At 49.6% G+C, this 23,008-nt stretch carries 22 protein-coding genes and 2 pseudogenes; 4 read left to right on the forward strand and 20 right to left on the reverse strand.

Features of this window, described 5'->3' with window-relative positions; all coding sequences use genetic code 11:
- From ES815_RS22120 to ES815_RS22130, 3 genes are read right to left on the reverse strand one after another with little or no spacing between them, the layout of a single operon-like run.
- Positions 1–795, reverse strand: a complete 795-nt coding sequence (locus tag ES815_RS22120; protein ID WP_142489742.1) for a hypothetical protein — start codon at positions 793–795, stop codon at positions 1–3.
- The gene (locus ES815_RS22125; protein ID WP_142489743.1) at positions 796–1,215 is read right to left on the reverse strand and encodes a hypothetical protein; all 420 of its coding nucleotides are present in this window, start codon (positions 1,213–1,215) and stop codon (positions 796–798) included.
- Positions 1,215–2,291 (reverse strand): hypothetical protein, encoded by a 1,077-nt coding sequence (locus tag ES815_RS22130; protein WP_142489744.1) that lies wholly within the window; start codon positions 2,289–2,291, stop codon positions 1,215–1,217. Before ES815_RS22130 ends, ES815_RS22125 begins: the two co-directional genes overlap by 1 nt.
- A 517-nt stretch (positions 2,292–2,808) precedes the next feature.
- Between ES815_RS22130 and ttcA the strand changes: the two genes are divergently transcribed.
- Positions 2,809–3,744: a tRNA 2-thiocytidine(32) synthetase TtcA gene (gene ttcA, locus ES815_RS22135; RefSeq protein ID WP_142489745.1), complete on the forward strand. Its 936-nt coding sequence runs from the start codon at positions 2,809–2,811 to the stop codon at positions 3,742–3,744.
- Between the two features lie 45 nt (positions 3,745–3,789).
- On the opposite strand, the gene dbpA is transcribed toward ttcA, so the two are convergent.
- The 4 genes from dbpA to ES815_RS22155 form a co-directional block, all read right to left on the reverse strand.
- Positions 3,790–5,163: an ATP-dependent RNA helicase DbpA gene (gene dbpA / locus ES815_RS22140; protein ID WP_142489746.1), complete on the reverse strand. Its 1,374-nt coding sequence runs from the start codon at positions 5,161–5,163 to the stop codon at positions 3,790–3,792.
- A gap of 28 nt (positions 5,164–5,191) precedes the next feature.
- Positions 5,192–5,368 carry a hypothetical protein gene (locus tag ES815_RS24075; RefSeq protein ID WP_285111870.1) on the reverse strand — a complete coding sequence of 59 codons (177 nt, stop codon included), beginning with the start codon at positions 5,366–5,368 and terminating at the stop codon, positions 5,192–5,194.
- 281 nt (positions 5,369–5,649) lie between these two features.
- A complete protein-coding gene (gene zntB, locus ES815_RS22150) occupies positions 5,650–6,633 on the reverse strand; it encodes a zinc transporter ZntB (protein ID WP_142489748.1) in 984 nt (327 codons plus the stop codon).
- Between the two features lie 169 nt (positions 6,634–6,802).
- Positions 6,803–7,771: a methyl-accepting chemotaxis protein gene (locus ES815_RS22155; protein ID WP_260609648.1), complete on the reverse strand. Its 969-nt coding sequence runs from the start codon at positions 7,769–7,771 to the stop codon at positions 6,803–6,805.
- A gap of 599 nt (positions 7,772–8,370) precedes the next feature.
- Here ES815_RS22155 and ES815_RS22160 point away from each other — a divergent pair.
- From ES815_RS22160 to ES815_RS22170, 3 genes are all read left to right on the forward strand, one after another.
- Positions 8,371–9,645 carry a diguanylate cyclase domain-containing protein gene (locus ES815_RS22160; protein ID WP_142489750.1) on the forward strand — a complete coding sequence of 425 codons (1,275 nt, stop codon included), beginning with the start codon at positions 8,371–8,373 and terminating at the stop codon, positions 9,643–9,645.
- 292 nt (positions 9,646–9,937) lie between these two features.
- Positions 9,938–11,170, forward strand: a complete 1,233-nt coding sequence (locus ES815_RS22165) for a sensor domain-containing diguanylate cyclase (RefSeq protein ID WP_142489751.1) — start codon at positions 9,938–9,940, stop codon at positions 11,168–11,170.
- Positions 11,171–11,214: 44 nt separating this feature from the next.
- Positions 11,215–11,781, forward strand: coding sequence for a DJ-1/PfpI family protein (locus tag ES815_RS22170; RefSeq protein ID WP_142489752.1), 567 nt, complete (start codon positions 11,215–11,217; stop codon positions 11,779–11,781).
- A gap of 11 nt (positions 11,782–11,792) precedes the next feature.
- Here the strand turns inward: ES815_RS22170 and ES815_RS22175 are convergent, their stop codons facing one another.
- From ES815_RS22175 to tssJ, 13 genes and pseudogenes are all read right to left on the reverse strand, one after another.
- Positions 11,793–12,272 (reverse strand): hypothetical protein, encoded by a 480-nt coding sequence (locus tag ES815_RS22175; protein ID WP_142489753.1) that lies wholly within the window; start codon positions 12,270–12,272, stop codon positions 11,793–11,795.
- Between the two features lie 514 nt (positions 12,273–12,786).
- A complete protein-coding gene (locus ES815_RS22180) occupies positions 12,787–14,115 on the reverse strand; it encodes a VasL domain-containing protein (protein ID WP_142490108.1) in 1,329 nt (442 codons plus the stop codon).
- A gap of 28 nt (positions 14,116–14,143) precedes the next feature.
- Positions 14,144–14,593, reverse strand: a complete 450-nt coding sequence (gene tssE, locus ES815_RS22185) for a type VI secretion system baseplate subunit TssE (protein WP_142489754.1) — start codon at positions 14,591–14,593, stop codon at positions 14,144–14,146.
- Between the two features lie 344 nt (positions 14,594–14,937).
- Positions 14,938–15,168, reverse strand: a complete 231-nt coding sequence (locus ES815_RS23810) for a hypothetical protein (RefSeq protein ID WP_185902364.1) — start codon at positions 15,166–15,168, stop codon at positions 14,938–14,940.
- 151 nt (positions 15,169–15,319) lie between these two features.
- Entirely contained in the window at positions 15,320–15,682 is a 363-nt protein-coding gene (locus ES815_RS22195) for a DUF6201 family protein (protein WP_142489755.1), read from the reverse strand.
- Complete coding sequence (locus tag ES815_RS22200; RefSeq protein ID WP_142489756.1) at positions 15,683–16,552, reverse strand: DUF6402 family protein; 870 nt, start codon at positions 16,550–16,552, stop codon at positions 15,683–15,685.
- A pseudogene (locus ES815_RS22205) lies at positions 16,552–17,868 on the reverse strand (DUF2345 domain-containing protein); the annotation flags it as partial. The gene ES815_RS22200 and the pseudogene ES815_RS22205, both read right to left, overlap by 1 nt.
- 8 nt (positions 17,869–17,876) lie before the next feature.
- Positions 17,877–18,569, reverse strand: a complete 693-nt coding sequence (locus ES815_RS22210) for an Imm52 family immunity protein (protein WP_185902365.1) — start codon at positions 18,567–18,569, stop codon at positions 17,877–17,879.
- Positions 18,570–18,577: 8 nt separating this feature from the next.
- Positions 18,578–19,252 (reverse strand): restriction endonuclease fold toxin 5 domain-containing protein, encoded by a 675-nt coding sequence (locus ES815_RS22215; RefSeq protein ID WP_142489759.1) that lies wholly within the window; start codon positions 19,250–19,252, stop codon positions 18,578–18,580.
- Positions 19,245–19,601: a hypothetical protein gene (locus ES815_RS22220; RefSeq protein ID WP_142489760.1), complete on the reverse strand. Its 357-nt coding sequence runs from the start codon at positions 19,599–19,601 to the stop codon at positions 19,245–19,247. The genes ES815_RS22215 and ES815_RS22220 overlap by 8 nt, the downstream gene beginning before the upstream one ends.
- Positions 19,602–20,135, reverse strand: a complete 534-nt coding sequence (locus ES815_RS22225) for a DUF4123 domain-containing protein (protein WP_260609649.1) — start codon at positions 20,133–20,135, stop codon at positions 19,602–19,604.
- Positions 20,132–22,459: pseudogene (locus tag ES815_RS22230) on the reverse strand (type VI secretion system Vgr family protein). The gene ES815_RS22225 and the pseudogene ES815_RS22230 overlap by 4 nt, the downstream one beginning before the upstream one ends.
- 4 nt (positions 22,460–22,463) lie before the next feature.
- Entirely contained in the window at positions 22,464–22,988 is a 525-nt protein-coding gene (gene tssJ, locus ES815_RS22235) for a type VI secretion system lipoprotein TssJ (protein WP_142489761.1), read from the reverse strand.
- Positions 22,989–23,008 lie beyond the last annotated feature (20 nt).

Raw genomic sequence — 23,008 nt, forward strand, 5'->3', positions numbered from 1 at the left:
CTATTTTTCGAACTCGAAATAGTCATTAAGCTTTGAAAACAATGTTATCTCGTCAATAGGACTACCATTTTTCCTATCATGAAACAAATGCTCAAAATATATTTTTGCCTGTTCTTTTTTCAAAGCCTTGCCATTGCGCCCACTACTATCAACTGGGCAAAAATGTAGGTTAACGCCCAGGTTATAAATATCTAACACTTCGCCAGCAGTTGTTTTAGCATCGGATAAGAAACTATTTCCAATGCAAAAACTATCAGGTTTTATGACTGTCTCGCCATACATTAACTCGCATTGATCAACGATATTTTCATTAACTGCGTACGACATCCAAGATTTATTTTGAATGTATTTTTTCCAGCTTTCAAAATTAGATTTGATGTTTTCTTTTTTGAAGTATAATAACAAACAAGCTGAGCGCTGATCATTTAGATAGCGTGACGTTAACTGTAGCAACCCTTCAAAGATCTTTTGATTATTATATCCAATCTTTGCTTCAATTAGCCATTTGAACTTGTCTTTTTCGACAAAAATGTCTACATGACCTCTAGACGACGGTTCGCTTTTCGTGTGGAAACCAGATTTTTCTAACAATAAAGATATAGTAGTACTAATCTGCTCTTCAGATTGATTATAGTATTTATCAGCATTCGACTCTAGAGCTCTTACAGCCTTACGCAGTTCAACAAAAACACTTCGGCTAAATTCATCAAATTTTTGAGGATCAATCAAATCAAGAAATTCATCCAATTGGCCAGAAGCCAACATTGCATCAAACACTTCATCCTTCAGATCCATTTAATCTATTTCCCAGTCTTCATCATCTGAGTATGTACTCAAACTAGTTGTGAAATAGAAAAATAGCCGTTCCTTTAAAACAGGGCATATGACATACCCATCTTTTGATAAACATTCTTGTCTATGATACAAATAATACTTAAATTCACTCTTAGTCAATTCAATCTCTTGGTTTCCTTCAAGAATATATGAATAACGTGGCTCAAATATCTTTAACGTTTCGCCACAAAAATAAATGGCGATATTCATGCACTCAGTATTATTAGATTTAGTTATAGACTTAATTTTTGTGAGCGGAAAATATTTTATCTTAGGATTTTTTTCAATATAAGTGATAAGGCGGAACATTTCCTCCTTGAGTTCTAACTGAAGAACAGGATCATTCTGTATTCTTATCTTCACCTGTTCTAAGTGCCCCATCACCCAGCGCCTTGTTCAACCATAGAAATCAATGAAATAGAATGTGGCAATCCTTTTGGATTGTCGATTATAAACCTTCTGCAGAAAGTATAATTAAAGTTTGCCATAGATTCCAGACTTACCTGCGTTTTGATTTTTAACTTAAGCTTAGCGACTGTCTGTTCCCATCGAACAGTAACAGCTACACATTCAACCTCTTCCTTTTCTGCTCCAGCCAAGTGATACTCCTGATCACGTAAACACACGTCCACCTCTTTCCGACAGGTACGAGGAATGGAAATGCCGTTATCGTGGCTATAAAACACACAATCAACCACTCGACCGATGGAAGAATCGTCATAAATCGATGTAATTGCATTATTTAAGTTTACAGGATTTGTATCTTTAAGTTTAATCCCATTAGCAGATATGATTTTCACAAAAACATCCTGTAATTTTTCCATTTCATGCTCGATGTCTCTTTTTCCGACATCAGTTGAAATTCGGAATTCAATCCTTTTATAGTCATGAGGTACAAATACAGTGTCTATAAATTGCTTTTTTATCTCTTTTTTATAGGATAACTGCCGAAGAATACCATCAACCTTCTTAAGCTCCTCCACTCGCTCAATTATTTTACGCGGAGTAGAAAAATAAAACATAAGCCCACTTTTCTTATTTTCAATACTGGTTAGCACCGGTAATGAAGCCATAGTCAATTTTTTTTGTTCAACAAATAGAGGGAAAGACTCAGAATAAGGTTTGCCATCGAATTTAAAATTGATGGCATTTTTTAACAAAGCTTGGTGTTCAGCATCCGTTATTGTAAATAATTCACAATAATGTTTTCCTAAATACATTAAAGCCTTAGTAATTCTAACCAGATTAGAATAAGTGGCTTTTTCTGGTGCTTTTCGCTTTCCAGAAAATTGTTCTAAAATATTGGACTGAGTATCCTTCCACCCTAAACCAGTATCGAAACCGTATTGTTTTAAGTAGTAACGTGAATAATTGGTATCCGAAATGGCGCCAATAACTTCCAATAACTTTTCAACAGGCAGTAAGTCACTCATACTCTGATTTTCAACTTGAGACATAATCAGCTCCAATTTTTTTCTCATTAAAATAGCGAGCCGAAAAAATGTCAATTGAATTCTTTGTTGTGAAACCTTTTTTTGAAAATTCTTTACAATTTAACAAATTAATGAAATCAATTATTAAACCGCAACCCAAGAATGAAATGTAAGGATTGTATATTCGTACAGTAAATGCGTAGTGTTTCTTACGTTTTCAGTCTCATTGGAAGGTTGCAACAAAAACCATAACCGTAAATCACTGCCACAGAATTGAGTAGAAGCGGAAATTTTCTGGAAATCGTCGCCGTAATCCGTACCATACGCAACATGCTTTTGCATGCTAACTGTCATCAGTTAGTACGGCTCCGTCTTTTTAACGAACCAGATGGGAAAGTAAACACGCAATACATTGATGAAGACTCTGATGCGTAGATGAAGAATTGATTAGCGGACAGGGGATGACGTTGTATGACAAACTGTCACTCTGAAAAAAACTTTGCCCCTTTTATGCCCCTTTTGGTTCCACAGGTAGCAATAAATGCAACAAAATCAAGAAGTTACTAAGAAAGAACAATACAACCTCAACAAACTGCAAAAGCGTCTGCGCCGCAACGTCGGTGAAGCCATTGCAGATTACAACATGATTGAAGAAGGCGACCGCATTATGGTCTGCCTGTCTGGCGGCAAAGACAGCTATACCTTGCTGGAAATCCTGCGCAATCTTCAGCAAAGCGCGCCGGTCAATTTTTCGTTAGTGGCCGTCAACCTGGATCAGAAGCAGCCGGGCTTCCCGGAGCATATCCTGCCGGAATACCTGGAGCAGCTGGGCGTTGAGTACAAAATTGTCGAAGAGAACACCTACGGCATCGTTAAAGAGAAGATCCCGGAAGGGAAAACCACCTGCTCGCTCTGCTCGCGTCTGCGTCGCGGCATTCTGTATCGTACGGCCACCGAGCTCGGCGCAACCAAGATTGCCCTCGGCCACCACCGCGATGATATTTTACAGACGCTGTTTCTGAACATGTTCTACGGCGGCAAAATGAAAGGCATGCCACCGAAGCTGATGAGCGACGACGGGAAGCACATTGTGATCCGTCCCCTTGCCTACTGCCGCGAAAAGGACATCGAGCGTTTTTCCGAGGCCAAAGCCTTCCCGATCATTCCGTGCAATCTGTGCGGCTCCCAGCCGAACCTGCAGCGTCAGGTGATTGGCGATATGCTGCGCGACTGGGACAAACGCTACCCGGGCCGCATCGAGACCATGTTCAGCGCGATGCAGAACGTGGTGCCTTCGCACCTGAGCGATATCAACCTGTTTGATTTCAAAGGGATTAAGCACGGTTCAGAAGTGGTGAACGGCGGCGATCTGGCATTCGATCGCGAAGAGATCCCGATGCAGCCCGCGGGCTGGCAGCCGGAAGAGGATGACACTCAGCTGGATGAGATGCGTCTGAACGTTATTGAAGTGAAGTAATCTTTAAGCGTCTCAGCGCTACCGCTGAGACGCTCTTCCGCCCGCTTATTTCAGCAGACGAACCTTGCAGTTTTTGCCTTTGATCTTGCCGTTTTGCAGCTGTTTCCACGCTTTTTGCGCCACCGACTGACGTACCGCCACGTACACATGTGCCGGGTGCACCGCGATTTTGCCAATATCAGCGCCGTCGAGGCCAATATCACCGGTCAGCGCGCCCAACACATCACCTGGACGCATTTTGGCTTTTTTCCCGCCGTCGATACAGAGCGTCGCCATTTCGGCGGCCAGCGGCACAATACCGACGTTTGCCGGAGCATCGACCCAGTTCAGCTTGATTTGCAGCATTTCTGCCAGGATGTTAGCCCGCTGCGCCTCTTCCGGGGCACAGAAGCTGATCGCCAGACCGCTATTACCCGCACGGGCAGTACGGCCGATGCGGTGTACGTGCACTTCCGGGTCCCAGGCCAGCTCGTAGTTCACTACCAGCTCCAGAGATTTGATGTCCAGACCGCGGGCGGCTACGTCTGTCGCTACCAGCACGCGGGCGCTGCCGTTGGCAAAACGCACCAGGGTCTGATCGCGGTCGCGCTGCTCAAGGTCGCCATGCAGCGACAGCGCGCTCTGTCCGGCCTCGGTCAGGGCATCACACACCGCCTGACAATCTTTTTTGGTATTACAGAACACCACGCAGGAGGCGGGCTGATGCACGCTGAGCAGCTTTTGCAGCAGCGGGATTTTTCCCCGCTGGGTGGTATCGAAGAACTGCTGTTCAATCGCCGGGAGGGCGTCGACGGTATCAATTTCGATGGCGATCGGGTTTTGCTGTACGCGCCCGCTGATGGCGGCAATCGCCTCGGGCCAGGTGGCCGAAAAGAGCATGGTCTGGCGCGACGGCGGGGCAAAACGCGTCACCTCGTCGATGGCTTCGCTAAAGCCCATATCCAGCATCCGGTCGGCTTCGTCCAGCACCAGGGTCTGGAGCGCGTCGAGGGAGACCGTACCTTTCTGCAAATGATCAAGCAAACGCCCCGGCGTGGCGACGATGATGTGCGGCGCATGCTGTAAAGAATCGCGCTGGGCGCCAAACGGCTGGCCACCGCAGAGGGTTAAAATTTTGGTGTTTGGCAGAAAACGCGCCAGGCGACGTAACTCTGCCGCCACTTGATCCGCCAGCTCGCGCGTCGGACAAAGTACCAGCGACTGCGTCTTATAAAGGCTGGCATCAATATGCTGTAACAGCCCAAGACCAAATGTCGCCGTTTTGCCACTGCCGGTTTTCGCCTGTACGCGGACATCGCGTCCTTCCAGGATCGCTGGCAGCGCGGCAGCTTGTACAGGGGTCATCGTCAGGTAACCCAACTCGTTAAGATTATCGAGTTGGGCGGCAGGCAGTACGTTCAGCGTTGAAAAAGCAGTCACAGTTATTCTCGCGGTAAAAAACTCACAGTCAGCAGGCGCGTATCCTCGCAGATCTCCGCCTTTGATGCGACATTTTAATCGGGACTTCATCCGGTGGCGGATCCGGCATCGGCTGCGGGCGTGGGATCGGTTCAGGAACGGGCACTGGATCGACGGGTATCGGATCCGATTGCCGGGTTTGTTGCAGCAGCAGTGTCAAGAGCATAGCCATATTACCCTCCAGAAGAACGGATTGTCTCTTTTAGGGTAGTCGCTGCGGGGTTGCAGGCAAAAAAAAGCCGACTTATTTAAGTCGGCGTCGTACGAATCAATTTTGCTATGCAGTAATTCAAAAAAGGAAGTAAGACAATATGGAGCGCAACGCCCATCGCTTGACGTTGCATTCACCTGCGGGAGAGATAGTGCACCTTATGGGTAAAGGGTTTATTGACCTCGCTCAATTAAAATAGCGTTTCAGGCGCATCTGAACGCCAGAATAGTGTAAATTTACAACCATTTACTGCGATGTAACCACCACGCAACACCACCAATTAAAACGACTAACATGATGCAAAACAGTGAAAAGCCGAAGCGGAACTCCCCGCCGGGGATCCCTCCGAGGTTGACGCCAAATAGCCCGGTTAAGAAGGTGCTGGGCAGAAAGACCATCGCCATCAGCGACATAGTGTAGGTTCTGCGGGAGAGCGACTCCTGCATGACCTGCGCGATTTCGTCTGTCAGTATCGCCGTACGGGCAATACAGGCGTCGATTTCATCGAGGCCGCGTCCGAGGCGGTCGGCAATATCCTGCATTCTGCGACGCTGATCGTCATTCATCCAGGGGAGTCGTTCACTTGCCAGCCGGGCATAAACATCGCGCTGCGGGGCCATGTAGCGGCGCATCACGATCAGCTGTTTACGCAGCAGCGCCAGAAATCCGCGAGGCGGAATAACCTGATCGATCAGATTATCTTCCAGATCGATGATCTTATCGTGCAGCTCTTCGATAAACTCGCTGGCATGATCGGTGAGCGCGTCGCAGACATCCACCAGCCAGCTCCCGCAATCCTCCGGGCCGGTGCCCTCTTTTAAATCCCCGACGACATCGTCCAGCGCCAGCACTTTTCGCTGCCGGGTCGAGACAATCAGTCGCTCATCCATATAAAGGCGCATCGCCACCAGCTGATCCGGCCGCTCATCGGTGCTGCCATTAATACAGCGCAGGGTAATGAGTGTCCCCTCGCCCATACGGGTCACGCGCGGGCGCAGGCTTTCCCCCGCCAGCGCGTCGCGCACGTTGTTGGGCAATAACGGGGTTGAAGCCAGCCAGTGAGCGCTCTCCGGCTGGGTATAGTTCAGGTGCAGCCAGCAGGGATGTTGCCGATCGATAATATCGTTATCGGTGAGCGGTCTCGCCCCACCTTTCCCATCGAGTAACCACGCAAAAACTGCGTCAGGAACGTTAACTTCCGATCCTTTTAAGCCTTCCACAGCGCCTCCGCCAGTAGCTGTTCTTTGCTGTCAGTCTAGCCACACCGGCAAGTTAAGCAACCATTTACCCCGCCATCGCGCTGAATTTATTCATAAAAGAGACTATTCCTGAATCAACTGCGGCGGACAAAAAAGCCTGGCGAACCAGGCTTTTATATCAGATGGCGTGTCAGGCACGCGCGGGGTGATGTTGCCCATCGAATAATGGCGCAGAGGATGCCGGTTCCAGATGGAAATTTCGCGTACGGGCCTGCAACTCAACCACCTGATTTTTTAGCACCGTCGAGGAGCCGGACAGCTCTTCCACCATCCCCACGTTACTCTGGGTGACGTTTTCCAGATCGGTCAGGGCCTGAGTGATTTGCGCGATGCCCTTCTCCTGTTCATAGGTCGAGGTGGAAATCTCATCCATCAGCTTGCTGACCTGTCCTGAGCCGCTGACGATTTCATGCATGTTCTTTTCGGCTTCGGCCACCACCATCGCCCCCTGACTGACGTTGCTGCTGGTCACGGCAATCAGGGATTTAATGCTTTTTGCCGCCTCGGCACTACGATGCGCCAGGCTGCGCACTTCCCCCGCCACCACGGAGAAGCCCTTGCCATGATCGCCGGCCCGGGCAGCTTCAACCGCGGCATTGAGCGCCAGGATATTGGTCTGGAACGCGATACCGTCAATCATGGTGATGATCTCGGTCATCTGCTGGGCGCATTCAGTAATGGAGTGCATATTGTTGGCAACCTGCCCCATCAGCTCGCCTCCTCTCTTTGCCTGCAGAGTCGCCACGTTTGCCTTTTCATTGGCGAGGCGAGTGTTATCAGCGGTGTTTTTAGTGGTAGCTGCCATCTGTTCCATGCTGGCAGAGGTCTGGATCAGCGACGCGGACTGCAGCTCCGTTTTCGCTGCCAGTGCCGAACTGCGGGTGGCCAGCTGTTCAGACAGACTCATTGCGGTTGCGGAGGAGGAGCGAATCTCACGCACCAGCGTGGCGATGTTGCCCGACAGGGTGTTAATGCCCGGGATCAATCGCCCCGCGCAGTTATTACCAAATTCAGGAATAGTAACGCCCAGATTGCCGGAGACAACTTCTTCGATGCTTCTTTTTACCGTATTGATGGGCACAACCAGGTACCGGGTCATGTAAACCCGGAGGAACATAAACGCGACGATAAACAGAATATTAAGTGAAATTAACAGAGGTGTTTGCGGTGCTAAAGAAATGACCAACCCATCAATTAAAAGAAAGACAACCATCAGATAAGAAAGAATAAAAGTCCTTACGCTAATGTTCCTGAGCATAATATATCCCACAACGGAATTTTTAGATGATAAGGAATATATAGCATTGCGTTTTTAATTTTTCATCTTCATTTCGTAGAGACAACTCATAAATGGTATACCTCTTATTATTTGCGTTAGGTAGAACAAATGCGCCCACCAAAGCAATAATTAAAGTACTATACACTGATGTTGCCGTAACCAGGGAATGTCAAAGCGGTGAGCGATAATGCAGCTATTCAAACCTTCATACTTAAGCCCTATTCCCACTCCAGATGATGGCAATTTAGCCACGCTTAACTAACGCATTAAGGAACATATTTTACGTTTTTACTGAAAAAAACATTAATGTTTTCCCAGCGCTAATCCGATACTGAATTAAATAGATACCCTCGTATACCTGTGCGGTTCGTTTTAACGCCGCCAGTGTTTTTCTGTGACTGTTAAGCGTGAGAATTTTGATGATGTACATCGCGTGGGATCCCATCCTCATAGGCGTTTCCTGGCTGGTCGCGTTTTTCGCCGCATTTGTCGCGCTGGACAGTGCAGGGAAAATACGGCTCGCCAACTCGCGAGCCTCGCTGTTCTGGCGCTTCGCTGGCGGCGTAACGCTGGGCACGGGGATCTGGTCGATGCATTTTATCGGCATGCTGGCGATGCGCATGCCGGTAATGATGAGTTACGATCCGGAGCTCACCCTCACCTCATTCGGCATCTCGCTGGTCGCGGCAACGCTGGCTATCAATACTGCCGTGTCAGGGGGTTCGCTCTCCCTGCCCCGCCTGCTGCTGGCCACCGTCATCCTCAGTGCGGGCATCGTCTCGATGCATTATGTGGGGATGTCTGCCCTGCTGGCCCATAGCGCGATCCGCTGGAATATGCCCGTTGTGCTGCTGTCGGGGGTGATTTCGCTCATCGCTTCTGGCACCGGCTTGCGACTGGCCTTTCATTTTCGCCATCAACACAAAGGTGTGGTGAAGAAGCGGATTATCGCCGCCGGGGTGCTGGGTGCGGCCGTGTGCGCGATGCACTATACCGGCATGGCCGCCGCGGATTTCCATTCGGGCGCACATGCCATATCCGCCGGGATCGGCGAAATGAGACTCTCTGTCTGGGTTTCAGCCACAACGCTGTTATTGCTCGGCATTATGTTAATTATCTCTCACATCGATTCACATAACCGCGCCCACCAACTGACCGAGAACCTGCGCCAGCTGAACAACCAGCTGGAGATCCAGGCGCGCTACGACGGCCTCACCGGACTGGCGAACCGCCATCAAATGGACCTCATGTTGCTGGATGATCTGCGCCAGGCAGATGAAAACAACCGCCCTTTTGCGCTTATTTTTCTCAATCTCGACCGCTTCAGGAGTATTAATGACACCTGGGGCCATTTTGTCGGGGATGCATTGCTGATCAATGTCGTTAAACTCATCAAGGCCAGATTGCACCCCGCCATGACCCTTGCCCGTATGGGCGGGGATGAGTTTGTGATTTCGGGGCCAGACTGTGACGAAGCCCAGATGTCAGCACTCTGTACAATGCTGGTGAGTGATATTGCCCAGCCTTTTTACCTTAGCGGTCATGCGTTGAATATATCCCTCAGCGCCGGGATAAGTCTCTACCCTGAACACGGCCTGACCCTGCATGAGCTTAAACTGAAAGCGGATATGGCGTTGTTTAACGCCAGGAATGAGGGACGCAATGGCTGGACGGTTTACCGTCCGGGGATGTGAGCAACAGAATATAGTGCCGGTTTGGGCTGAAGCCTGACAAAATATGCCTGCGCCCTGGAACGCTATATATTTTGCAGGTCATTAACGAATGGAAAAGTGAGCTTTTTTTTATGCACTAACATCGTCGGAAAATAAAACTGTTCCAGCTGGTATAATTAATACAAATTTCACACGGATATCACAAAAAAATCCTGCCCGATCGGATGAAGTAGAGTATGTTTCAGAGAAGCCCACGCGTGCCGCTCCGTCGTGGATTTCAGGCACGTGACGTGCTGATAACTGAGACTGGCCTATGTCGCTTTCAGGGTTTGCTGCGCTGGATATGCTTAAAACGCCCGTGTGGGTAGTATCCCCGGTCACGGAGGATGTTCTTTTCGCCAATACGGCAGCAAAAAAGATCATGCAGGACGCGACGCTGGACAGCCTGCGCAAAGGAGTCTGCTCGGCACATGCGCAGGCAACGCTTGCGATGTATGTGCCCGATTTAAAGACCCAACAAGAGATTATTGAAATCTGGAGCGTGCTGGTAAATAACCAGCAGATCAGCCTCAGCTGCCGACTGTCGCTGGCCTTTTTTGATACCTGCGGCGAGGTGATTGTTTTTGAGGGCATCGCCCGGCAACCGGTAACGGGTCTTAAAGCCACCAGCTCCGGGACTTACCAGCGCAAAAAGCAGGGGTTCTACGCACGTTTTTTCCTGACCAACAGTGCGCCAATGCTGTTAATCGATCCCGCCCGGGACGGTCAGGTGGTGGATGCCAACCTCGCGGCACTCAATTTTTATGGCTACTCCCATGAACAGATGTGCAGCAAGCACACCTGGGAGATCAACACCCTCGGGCGCAATATTCTGCCGGTGATGACCGAAATCGCGCGCCTGCCCGGCGGCCATAAGCCGCTCAACTTTGTCCATCGACTGGCTGACGGCACCACCCGTCACGTACAGACCTATGCCGGCCCGATTGAGATTTACGGCGATAAACTGATGCTGTGCATCATTCACGATATAACCGAGCAAAAACGACTTGAACAGGAGCTCGAACACGCCGCGCTGCGCGACTCGTTAACCGGCCTGCTCAATCGCCGTCAGTTTTATAACCTCACCGATCAAGCCTCACCGAATCATCTTCCGGCCCAGCAGGAGTTCAGCCTGCTGCTGGTGGATACGGATCACTTCAAGCGCATCAACGATGTGTTTGGACATCAGAAAGGCGATGAGGTGTTGATTGCCCTCTCGCGAATGTTGGAAAGCTGTTGTCGAAAAGATGATTACGTTTTCCGCTGGGGCGGCGAGGAGTTTGTGCTGCTGCTGCCCCGCACGTCGCTGGACGCGGCGATGCAGATCGCAGAAACCCTGCGCGCCGCGGTTGCCCGCATTGCTATCTCCGGCCTGCCCCGCTTTACCGTCAGCATCGGAGTGGCGCGGCATAACCCGGAGGAAAATATCGACGATCTGTTTAAGCGCGTGGACGATGCGCTGTATCGCGCCAAGAATGATGGTCGTAATAAAGTGTTGGCGGCGTGATGTCGCCATCTGTCTTTCAATGTATTCCTTGAGGAGTGGTTAAGATGAGCAAAAAGATCCTGATGCTGGTCGGGGATTATGCAGAAGATTACGAAACCATGGTGCCGTTTCAGGCATTACAGATGATTGGCCATCAGGTTGACGCGGTCTGTCCTGACAAAGCCAAAGGCGACTTTATCATGACGGCGATCCATGATTTTGACGGCGCCCAGACCTACAGCGAGAAACCTGGCCACCGTTTTATTCTCAACGCCGATTTTGCTGAGGTGCAAGAAGAGGATTATGACGCCCTGTTAATTCCGGGCGGACGGGCGCCGGAATATCTGCGCCTCAATGAGAAGGTACTTGAACTGGTGCGGGCCTTTGACCAGGCGCGCAAGCCGATAGCCGCCGTATGTCACGGGGCTCAGCTCCTGGCCGCCGCTGATGTTCTGAAAGGACGGACCTGCAGCGCCTACCCGGCCTGCGCGCCGGAAGTCCGACTCGCCGGCGGATACTACGCTGATATTGGTATCGATGAGGCGTATGTCGATGACAATCTGGTTACGGCTCCGGCCTGGCCTGCGCATCCGCAGTGGCTGGCGAAGTTTGCTGAAGTGTTGCAGAAGTAAGGTAGGTGGTTTCAGGCCAGCCTGTCTACAGTCTCAAAAAAGCGCTCTTCGGTCATGATGACGTTGTCTTTTGCGCTCTGATACTGACGCCGGATAAACCAGCCCGTTTCCGGCGCCATGCTCAGATAAAACGTCTGGCGGATACCGGGCGCATCGACATGCAGGGTCACAATGCCTGTCTCAGCGCCATTCCAGAGCTGCTCTGGAAGAAGTCGGACGCTACGGTCGCCGTTCTGCAACCGGATGGCGGTGATGTCATAACGGCATATGCCGCTGTTCAGGCTGTAGCCCACCGCGCTCAGGTCATGTAGATGTCTGGTGGATAGCGTCACCTCGATTCCGGAACCCGCGAACCACTGGCTGATTTGCTGCGCAAGTCCATCCATTCGCGAGCAGAACGTTCTGACTTCTGCGTCAGCAGATTTTATGCCGGACGGTACTCTGTCGTTTTTATGCTGCAATTTTTTAAAAAAATGTTCTCTGGCTGACACATTCTCTCCCGACGTTTTATTCCGTTCCGGCTGACCAGAATCGGTAATATTAAATGCTATTTACACGATGATTTTCTGTTCAATAACCGTTCACGGGCCTACTCTACTGCGCACGTTTTCAGTTGTTCCGCCACACCCAGATGCATATTACTCTCCAGCTTCTGCCATTCTTCATCACTCCAGGGACGAAAACCACTGGTGCTCCGTGCGGATTTTTTCAACCCCATCCGCCTAGCCATCACCTTCACTGCTACGGAATGTCTTCCCGGTAGACGAGCGGTAATGGCGAATCCTTCGTCCGGATAGTACATTTTCAGTATCTGTCATTCGTCCTCAGTCAAGAACCGTCCGCTCAGCACGCCCATTTTTTCCGCCATCAGAGCCACGGCTCCCGGCGTCCGGCCCAGATATGCCGCCAGCTCCATTAATGGCTGATGCCGGTAGTGCTACTCCAGATACTGCGGATGTTCAACAGTCCACGGGGTATGGGTATTCCGTTATTTTTGAAGCCGATTCATCGCGTTTTGTCTCCGGGCCGGTTTTCCGGTAAAGCGTAACGACTCAGCAACTGATTCAGCCGGGCTTCAGTCTGTTTTTTCTGTGCCGGAGAAATCTGCCCTCCCTGCGCCTGTACCGCCATCTGTCGTAACAGTTCTTCCACAGGAATGGTACGGTTAAACGACTGCGCGATGGCGAACACCGCCGTTTTCAGTTCGCTGACGGTCATGTATTTGCCTCGCTTCTCATCCAGCGCGTTCAGTTGATTCGCCAGCTGCTGTAGCTGCGTCATCCCCTGATGCCAGCCATCAAGCGACTCAGACGGTAATACAGCGGCCTCCAGCTGCTGCTGCCACTGTTGCGCCAGCGGTTTCGCCTCTTCAGGCCAAAGGAACAGTGCCTGCTGCACCAGACTGTCGCCATAACTGATAGCCCAGTCCGGTTTTAACTGTGCAAGCCGTGTGAGTTGCTGCTGTGTTTGCTGTAGACCCGTTTCAGACGACGGCGCTTTTTGTCGCAGCCGGGCCAGTTGCTCACCGGAAAGCGCGACGGGCAGCGGAGAAAGCGTGGCGGCAAACTCCACCTTTTGCGGGTCCGGCTGATGTGTTACCTGCCAACCCCATACGCACGCCCCGGCCAGCACCAGCATAGTCAGCATTCCGGCGGTAAATGGCTTCCAGGGCTTCGCAGGTACCGGCGGTCCGGTCATCACCTGCCTGTCCGGCAGCGGCTCTGGCTGCACGACATGCACCCGCTTTACGTGTTCTGACGGGGCTGTAAGGCTGGCCGGGATGACAGCACCACCCGCATTTCTCCCGCCGTCGCTGCTTTCCAGCCGCACCGCCGCGTTATGCATCAGGGTGCGCAGGGCATCAAGCTGGCTGGCATGCTTCAGCTCCAGACGCTGCAGCACCTCACCCAGCGCAGTCAGGTGAGCTTCCGCCTGGTGCAACTGGCTGAGGTCGGCATACGACAGCGTCAGGGTGCGCATCTCCTGCTGCAGACGTTTATTCAGATTGCTGAGAATTTCCATTCGCGCAGGTACCGGTTGCGGCCAGATATTGACCCACTGGTGGGAAAGGAGCGTTTTCAGTATCGCCAGTCCTTCGTTCATGCCGTACATGCCAGCCAGCCGGGTGCGGACGAGTGTGTACCAGGCGGCGGTCTGGAGTTCCACCCCATTGTGCTCAAACAGCGAGAGGCAGAGTGTATCCGCATGCCGCCAGTTGACGTCCGGGCGTGCCGGATGGGTCAGTTTGTTCATTTCATCGCGCAGGACTGCGTAATCCACAAACGTGCGTGGGTCCCCGCCGGTTTTGAGGTGGTGGGTGTTTACCGGATTCATCATGCTGTCCTTGACGGGTCACAGAAATTCAAAAACAGGAACGTTTATCAAGATAGTTTTGCTGCTTCAGATGTCGAAGCAGAACCTTCCCATCAGGCATGAATTCAGTGCCGTAACGCACCAGCCCGACACCTTTCAACTCCGCATCTATGGAGTATCTCAATTCACCCGGAATGTGCTGCTCCAGTAAAGTCACATTCATCGACTGCAACCGGGGTTCGTACTTTAATAAAACATTCGATAACGTCGCTGTCAGTTGATGTGCGGTTCCTGGCATGCCCTGAAGGATTTTTGTCATATCAGGCAAACCGTAGTCAGGCAAATGTGAAATGGCTCCGGCTCTTGAATTGAGAATACGCTGAATATTATCCAGTACAGACAAAATGACCTGGTCCTCTTCGCTTGCCAGCTCCATGGAGAGATCCCCTGTAAAATTACCAGTAAGCGTTTCATATAAAGATGGGCGTTTATAATTCATAATAAATTCGTGAATCCTATAGCGAAGCACAAATCACATACTTTATTGTGCTTTCTTTATTTTCATAAATACTCTTTTTTACAACACCACCAATAACTACTATGCTATATCCGGTTAAACACCAGGAAAGCATCAAACTAACTCGAAGTGGATTTGTGCCATACCAAGAAGAGATCATATAGATAATAACCAAACCAATAGCCAATAGCCAATAGCCAATAGCCAATAAAGTGTATTTTATCTTTATAAAACAGAAAGAAACCTCACCGGGATAACAATATATCTCATATATATCATTACAAAACCTAGCGAAACCCCCAGTGCATGCACTCCAAGCCAAACAGTTAATTTTGACGATTCTTTAGTGAACACTCGTTTACATAACCCTGAGAGTCTGTAAAATCTTTAAATTTTTCTCCGCTCTTATTACGAATAAAATATAGTGTGTTCACTATTGGTATACCTTCGTCATCTATCACACGAAATTGCTCATCATATAAACCATCTTTTATCAACTCCTCTACTAGTGGCAATGTTTTTGTTACGACTGGTAAGTTATTAGATACAGCCGCCATCGTCCTTTTCGTTCGCCGCAGGTACGTCCCCAGGGTTCCGTACTCGATTTTAACGGCTTCGAGCCGCAGGTAGCTTCCGCCGCCGATGAGCGTGATGCGCTTTTTCTCCGCAAACGTGATGTCGCTCTCCGAGGTCAGGATTTGGATGGGTTTATTTTAAGACATAGCCGTCATAACCTAGTTCGCCAGGATAAAGAAGTTCTTTATCTGTGCCGTATAAGAATTCAATAGAGTCATAGGCTGCAACTTCAGATGTGCCGTAAAATGGGGAAGGTTTAAATATTACTTTCCCTTCAACGTCGTATAAAATAAAATAATAATCCTCATTCTTCAGGTATTTATAAAGTGATAGCGGAGATATTATTTTAGCATGGTATATATCTACTTTGTATTTTCCATCAGGGCTGACCATATCAAACCTCTTTGTTTTTTCATTGACAAACAAAGTAGAAGGCAAAAAAAACCAAGTAATTAATAATAGGAAAAAAACAATGTGTACTTTTTTTATTTTCATTTACAGAGGGATCTCCTTGTCGTTTCCTCTCGGTGAGACCCATAATACATCAGAAAAAACAATATAATCCCCACCTGAATCATTTTTTCTTTGCCACTCCCGAAAATCTTTATTAAAGATAGGTACAAATCCTGAAAAACTTCTCACCAGATGCCCCCACAAACCAGATAAGTAGGTAGACATGTAAATACTAGTTTCTTCTTTATTGAGAATGCGATCTTTACTCCAAATCCCTAGAGGCTCTGATGAATTCCCTTCATCAACAAAATCATAGGTATCCTTCAAGTAGAATCCCAGCTTATCTACAATAAAAAATGTTTTTTCTTTCCTGGTTTGTGTCATTCCACGAACGCATATTTTAAGATTTGAGTTACCCATTGCACCATACCAATCGTTTATCGTATCCAATTTACTACCTATTGGAATGAGATTGACCTGGGATGTTTTATCCAATTCTATAACATCGTCAGTGTACCCAAGAGATATCACATTTTTATTGAAATCACCTTTACTCTGAAGAAGTTTTTTTAGTCGGGCAATACCTTTTGTACTTTTCCAACGACCAGAAAGTTCTTCAATCCCAGCGCTAACTTGTTCAAATTTTATTGCCCAGGACATTTTGACTATTTCAGTACTAACTTGAGTTGGTGGCAAGTTTCTTGCGTCCTCATCTAATGATTTTCTTTTACTTTCAGCAGTGAACGCAAATGCTGGCGAAATTTCAAACCACTGTTCCATTAACTTAGGAGCCATCTCCCACCCCATATTTCTCATCGCATCCGGAATCTTATCAATATGAAAGAATTCCACACTGACTTTCTTTTCCTGCTGTTCCGGTTCCTTTGACGTCGTTGTCGATGAAACGGTCATCACCTAGTCCCCGCTCTAATCTGGAAAACATAGTCCAGGACCACGTTTTCTTCAGTATACGAATTCACTGTATACGTCAGTGCTGAATCAGTTCTTCCCTGCAACGCACCTGTGGGTGTATTAACCTGATAAGCAAATTCCATATCTTCTGCCCCTGTTAATGCATCTGAAATTCTGAAACAGGCGGAGTTTGGTCCACATGACAAAATGGGTAATGGTGTGGGCATTTTAGTCTGGTCTTGCTCCAAGGAATTACCCCCCGCCGCCATCGTCCGCTTCGTCCTTCTCAGATACGTCCCCAGGGTGCCGTAATCAATCTTCCCCGCCTCCAGCCGCAGGTAACTCCCGCCACCAATCAGGGTGATGCGTTTTTTTCCGGCAAACGAGATGTCACTCGCCGAACTCATCGTCAGCTTTTTCTCCGCAATCAACTGCATCTTCCCGTTCTGCGCCTGCATCTCCACCTGGCCTTCGCTGGCTTTCAGGCTCAGTTGCCCCGTTCTCGCAAACAACCCGATTTTTTCTCCGGCCAGCGCCGTCATGTTGCCCATCACGCCAGTGCTGATATCGCTCCCGGCGTTAATGGCAATGTTCTTCGCGGCGGTCATCTGCAGATGCTCACCGCTGGTGAATGCCATCCCTTCCGGCGCGGAGAACAGCAGGGTTTCGTTCAGCGGCTTCAGGCGCTTTTCAAACATCTGTATCTGGCTGTCAATGTCCGCCTTCAGCGCCTGCGCCTGTTCAGCGGCAGTTTCCAGTTGCTGAAGCTGCTGCAGGCAGATATCAATTTCTTTCAGGGCGGTCTCCATCTCCAGCACCTCGCCCGCCGCCATCTGCTGTCCGTCCGCGGTGATAAACAGCCCTTTTGCGACGCGAATCACGCCGTGCTCATCGGTTCTGAGTTCAAAACCCTTGCCACGGGGTATCTCCTGCACGTCCACCAGATGCCCGGTATTCAGCTGGGTTTTGCCGTACTCCGTGGCGAGTTTGATATGCTCCTCCCCGCGCCGGTCTTCCATCCGCAGCTTGTTGTTCGCGGGGGTGCGCAGCACGTTGCGGGTGTGGTTGTCGCGGGCAACATGGTCCGGATGTTCAGCATCGTGCAGGGCGTGGGAGATATACGGCAGGTCGATGTCGCCGTTGCTGTATGCGATGGCCACTTCGGTACCGTCGAGCAGCGGGGTGTGCCAGCCGTACGTTTCGCCGGCATACGGCTTCGCCATCCGCAGCCACAGGTAAGCAAACCCCTGTCCAGTATCGTCCCGGTCGAAATTCAGCCTGACGCGGTAACGGCCCTGCTCATTCACGTGCGCGTAAGGTAGGCTCAAAGCTCCGTCATCAACGGTAAGTGACCATTTGCAGCTAATTCAATTTCAATATTATTCGAAATAGTTATATCATTTTGGTTATTACCAATAAAAATTTCTTTTGATACAATAATTGTACCTAACTTATCATTGCAGTATATAATTTCAGACGCATTAACTGCATCGTTTGCATCAATAACTTTGGGGAGATATAACATCCATCCAACGGGTACTCTATCGTTAAATACAGCCTTCTGTTTCATTTTATATTGCTCAGTATCGAGCATAATATACCTGAAATCCCAAGGTATGTTTTTTAAAAGACTTTTAATTAAGTTAATGAATATTGCTTTATTATTTTTATCAGATAACGATGCGATTGTTAATGTCAGATAATATCTATTGTCCGAGATTGCCGGTGTATTCATTAGCCATACTGTCAAAACACTATCATCTTTATTTTTATCTGCCAGAACAATATTGAAATTCTTCTTTTTCGCAATCATGACACCAACATAATCATTAGCTTTTTCCGCTATGTAATTATTATCTATTGCGATCATAGTTTCCGTTGGATGAGCTATGAACCATGTGCTAGGTTTCTCCTTCCAATCCGGCAATTGTCTAATAAATTCAGCCAACTCTTCAAAAATTAAACTTAATTTAGTTTGTTTGTTTCTATAAAATACAAGCTGTAATTTATAAAACATATAAGACCTCATACATTCCCAGGGAAAATATTTTTAATGAATTTAGCAGGCATTGGTTTGTGGATGACATTTATCCGCAGCCCACTCATCGCAAACATCTCTTGTGCATAATTTGCGCTCACTGGTTGCATAAAGTACCACTCGAGTTTACCTGGAGGCATCCCTTTAATTGCACACTCATTTTGTCTGTTAGCTTGTTCCAAAAAAAGACCATCATCACCTTTAGTTAGTGCAATAAAGAATTTTAGCGTCCCGTTAGTATTGAAAAATTGATCATAGTTGGCCTTGCTTTCTTTCAGTACGCATTCTTTCGGCGCAAATCCATCAAATGCCACGCCATAAGTCCATTCCATTATTTTCATAACAGGAAAATGAATAGGGAACTGACAAATATAAAACTGATACGCAATACTGACATCGGACCAACCTTCTATATTCTGTAAGGTAACCTGCCCTTGAGTATAGACACAAGGATCACAACCTTCCTCACTTAATTCCTTCGTCATTGTTGCAGCTTCTGCTTTCACTTTCTCCATTTCAGCCATCCGTACAAGATATGCTTTTCTGGCAGAGTCAAGCTCCTGAATAACACCAATTATACCACCCAGGCGGCCTCCTCCGGTTCGCGGAAAAGTCCCTGTCCTGCCGGATGGAACGGTGAACGTACTTCCAATATCACTCATTGACTCCTCCGAACATTCTTTTTACCAGATTTTCCCTGATTTGTTGGTACTTGATGTATTCACTTTCGGTGCTTTCTTCACCATTCAGTAACCAGTCTTGCATCGCTTCCGTTTTATAGAAATTGGGTTCAAAGGCATTCATTATCAAAAAGTCTGTTTTAACTTCTTGATTCTGAAAATCATGAACACTCACGAACTCATCAGCGTCTTTTAGTCTTGTAATCAATTGTTTATCTGCAGAAAGAGAGGGGGAATTTCTGACAATAAGCTCATGCAGGCGCTTAATATAATTTTTTGTTTCTAGTTGTGTAAGTTGTTCAATCTGCTGCTGCGATAATTTAATTATCATTTAATTCTCGCTGTCTTCCAATTGTCGACCGGTGTAATAGTTAGCTTTGTCTTTCATACTTCCAATTTCTCCACCTACCCAAAATACCCACTCCTTCGTTCTGTTAACAAGCTGTTCATAGTGAGTTTCATCCAACAAAAATTCGATTTCTGCCAGAACCCTTGGATCATAAAATCGGAAAAGAGCACACCGTCTGTCCGGTAGCTGCAAATTTAAAAAAAATTTGAAATGGTCGATTAAACTTTCAAGTGACTCGGAGGAAATTATCCAAGAAACAGATGGAACAGCCACTGCCAGTTGTTTAAGTTTGTCACGATGACTGACTGAGTTATTAAGCCGAAATAACCAAGGCCCTGCAAATGCAAGACGGGAGTCAGGCCAGCTATTTAAAAGAGGTTCAGCAACCCCCGGTTCGTGCTGAATCTCATCCCCGAAATGACGCTCGTATTGCAAACCGTCAACAAGTGCAAATAATGAACAATCAGGATAGGACATTAAAGTTCTCATAATGAAATCATATGAACTATTAATCATGACTCCCACCGTATGACGAAAGCATTACCATTCATCGCCGCTTTCATCAAGCAACTGAGGCAAATCCCTCCACCTGTTACGGCCTTAGCTGGCATACTCGCCGCCCTCGCAGCCATGGTCCGCTTCGTCCTTCTCAGATACGTCCCCAGGGTGCCGTACTCAATCTTCCCCGCCTCCAGCCGCAGGTAGCTCCCGCCACCAATCAGGGTGATGCGTTTTTTTCCGGCAAACAAGATGTCACTCGCCGAACTCATCGTCAGCTTCTTCTCTGCAATCAACTGTATCTTCCCGTTCTGCGCCTGCATCTCCACCTGGCCTTCGCTGGCTTTCAGGCTCAGTTGCCCCGTTCTCGCAAACAGCCCGATTTTTTCTCCGGCCAGCGCCGTCATGTTGCCCATCACGCCAGTGCTGATATCGCTCCCGGCGTTAATGGCAATGTTCTTCGCGGCGGTCATCTGCAGATGCTCACCGCTGGTGAATGCCATCCCTTCCGGCGCGGAGAACAGCAGGGTTTCGTTCAGCGGCTTCAGGCACTTTTCAAACATCGCAATCTGGCTGTCAATGTCGGCTTTCAGCGCCTGCGCCTGCTCTGCCGCCACCTCAAGCTGCTGAAGCTGTTGCAGGCAGATATCGATTTCCTTCAGGGCGGTCTCCATCTCCAGCACCTCGCCCGCCGCCTTCTGCTGTCCGTCCGCGGTGATAAACAGCCCTTTTGCGACGCGAATCACGCCGTGCTCATCGGTTCTGAGTTCAAAACCCTTGCCACGGGGTATCTCCTGCACGTCCACCAGATGCCCGGTATTCAGCTGCGTTTTGCCGTACTCCGTGGCGAGCTTGATATGCTCCTCCCCGCGCTGGTCTTCCATCCGCATCTTGTTATTCGCAGGCGTGCGCAGCACGTTGCGGGTGTGGTTGTCGCGGGCAACATGGTCCGGGTGCTCAGAATCATGCAGGGCGTGGGAGATATACGGCAGGTCGATGTCGCCGTTGCTGTATGCGATGGCCACTTCGGTACCGTCGAGCAGCGGGGTGTGCCAGCCGTATGTCCCACCGGCATACGGCTTCGCCATCCGCAGCCACAGGTAGGCAAACCCCTGTCCAGTATCGTCCCGGTCGAAATCCAGCCTGACGCGGTAGCGACCCTGTTCATCCAGATGCGCGTAGATGTCGTTCTTCTCCCGGCTCTCAACCCGTGCGGGCAACGTGCCGTGCACTTCCGGGCGTTAGGTTTCTGCCGGGCGGAAGCAGTAACGTTCGGTATAGGGCATCCCGTCGACGGAGACATGCAGGCGGGTGTCACGGGCGGCATGGTACTCCATGGTGGTGATGACCACACCCTCCTTAAGCGCCCGAATCACCTCGCCCTGCGGCTCCAGCACCTGGCCCGGCAGCAGGCATGCGGCGTTACTCTCCAGATGAATACGCGCCGAGGCGTTCAGTTCCCGCTCATGGTGAATGCGGGCATAAAAGGCACCGGATTCGGTCTCCGGCTCCGGGTCGGTGTCGTCGCCTGCCTCCCGGTACGGCGCGACGTAGCGGTAATGCTCTCCGGTGGTCACCGCCTCACTGCGCACGCTCACCGTCGCGTCCATCGGTGTTCCGGCGATACGGTAGTTGTAATCCCGTACGCTGACCATGCCCGGCACCACCTGGTTCAGGGTGGACACGTCCCACACTGACTCCTGTGCCCCGTCATACAGCCCGGACGGCTCGCGGTACGGCAGATGAACGTCAAACCGGTAGTTCAGCTGGCTGTCGGCAAAAATATAAATATCCAGCCCGCGCGCCTCGTCCATTTCCGTGCGCCAGAAAATCCCGACCTCTGACAGTATGCGCTGAATAAATTCCAGGTCCGTCTCCCGCCACTGAGTAATCAGTTCACGTGCCGGGTAGGTGCGCTCCAGACGAAAATCAAAATCCGCGCCTTCAAGGCCATGCTGGCGTAATACCTGCTCCACCACCTCCGGCACCGACTGATTCTGAAATACACTGCACTGACGGATACGCGTCAGCAGTGCCAGACGGGAGCTCAGCACCACCTGGTAATGGGACTGGTCGGCGGTGGTGGATATCCACTCCAGACGGGTGATGATGCCGTGCACCGCCTTCCCGCTGCGCATACGCAGGGTGGCGTATTTCATCAGCACCTGTTCCGGGGCGATATAGCCCTGCGGGGTAGTGAAGTCGATTTCCCAGCGAAACGGCTCGCTGAGTGCTTCGCGTCCGGTAAACTTCAGCACATCAGGTTTTACCGGGCTGTCGTTAATCTCCAGCAGATAGCGCGGCAGCCCGTCAAACAGCGCCAGCCAGTTGTCCTTGTCCATCACATCACTCCTTTACAGGCACAAGGCTGAGCCAGCCGTCGCCCAGTTCAATGATACGAGGTTTATCTGGGTCGAGGTCATCCCGCGTGAGCACCTGACGCCAGCGGTTGTCCTGCATGTCCGGGCGGTTAAACAGCCCCACCACGGCGACGAATTGTGCGTCTTCATCCATCGGCATATTGAGCGTCACGCTGCCTTTGGGCATCACCAGCAGCGCTTTTGAGGCCAGTACATCGTCTTTCAGTACCGCATCAGCATTGCGCAACAGAGCCTGATAATCAGCACTATCGACTGCCTGACGGTCTTTCAGCTGGTAAACCCGTACCATGGTGGCCAGCGGCGTCTGGGCACCGTCAGCATTTGCCGCGGTACGGGGGGTAAAATCCAGATGCAGTGTATTAATTTTCTTGTAAAAAATGGACTTTGTGAGGCTAACGGTACCGTCCGTCACGGTCTGGGTCAGGCCACAGCCTGCCAGCAGGGTGCAGGCGATAAGCGCCAGCGTCAGCCAGCGGGTGACTTGTGTCATTTAGCAATCCTTTTGAAGAG

Source organism: Leclercia adecarboxylata (assembly GCF_006874705.1).
GTDB lineage: Bacteria > Pseudomonadota > Gammaproteobacteria > Enterobacterales > Enterobacteriaceae > Enterobacter > Enterobacter adecarboxylatus_C.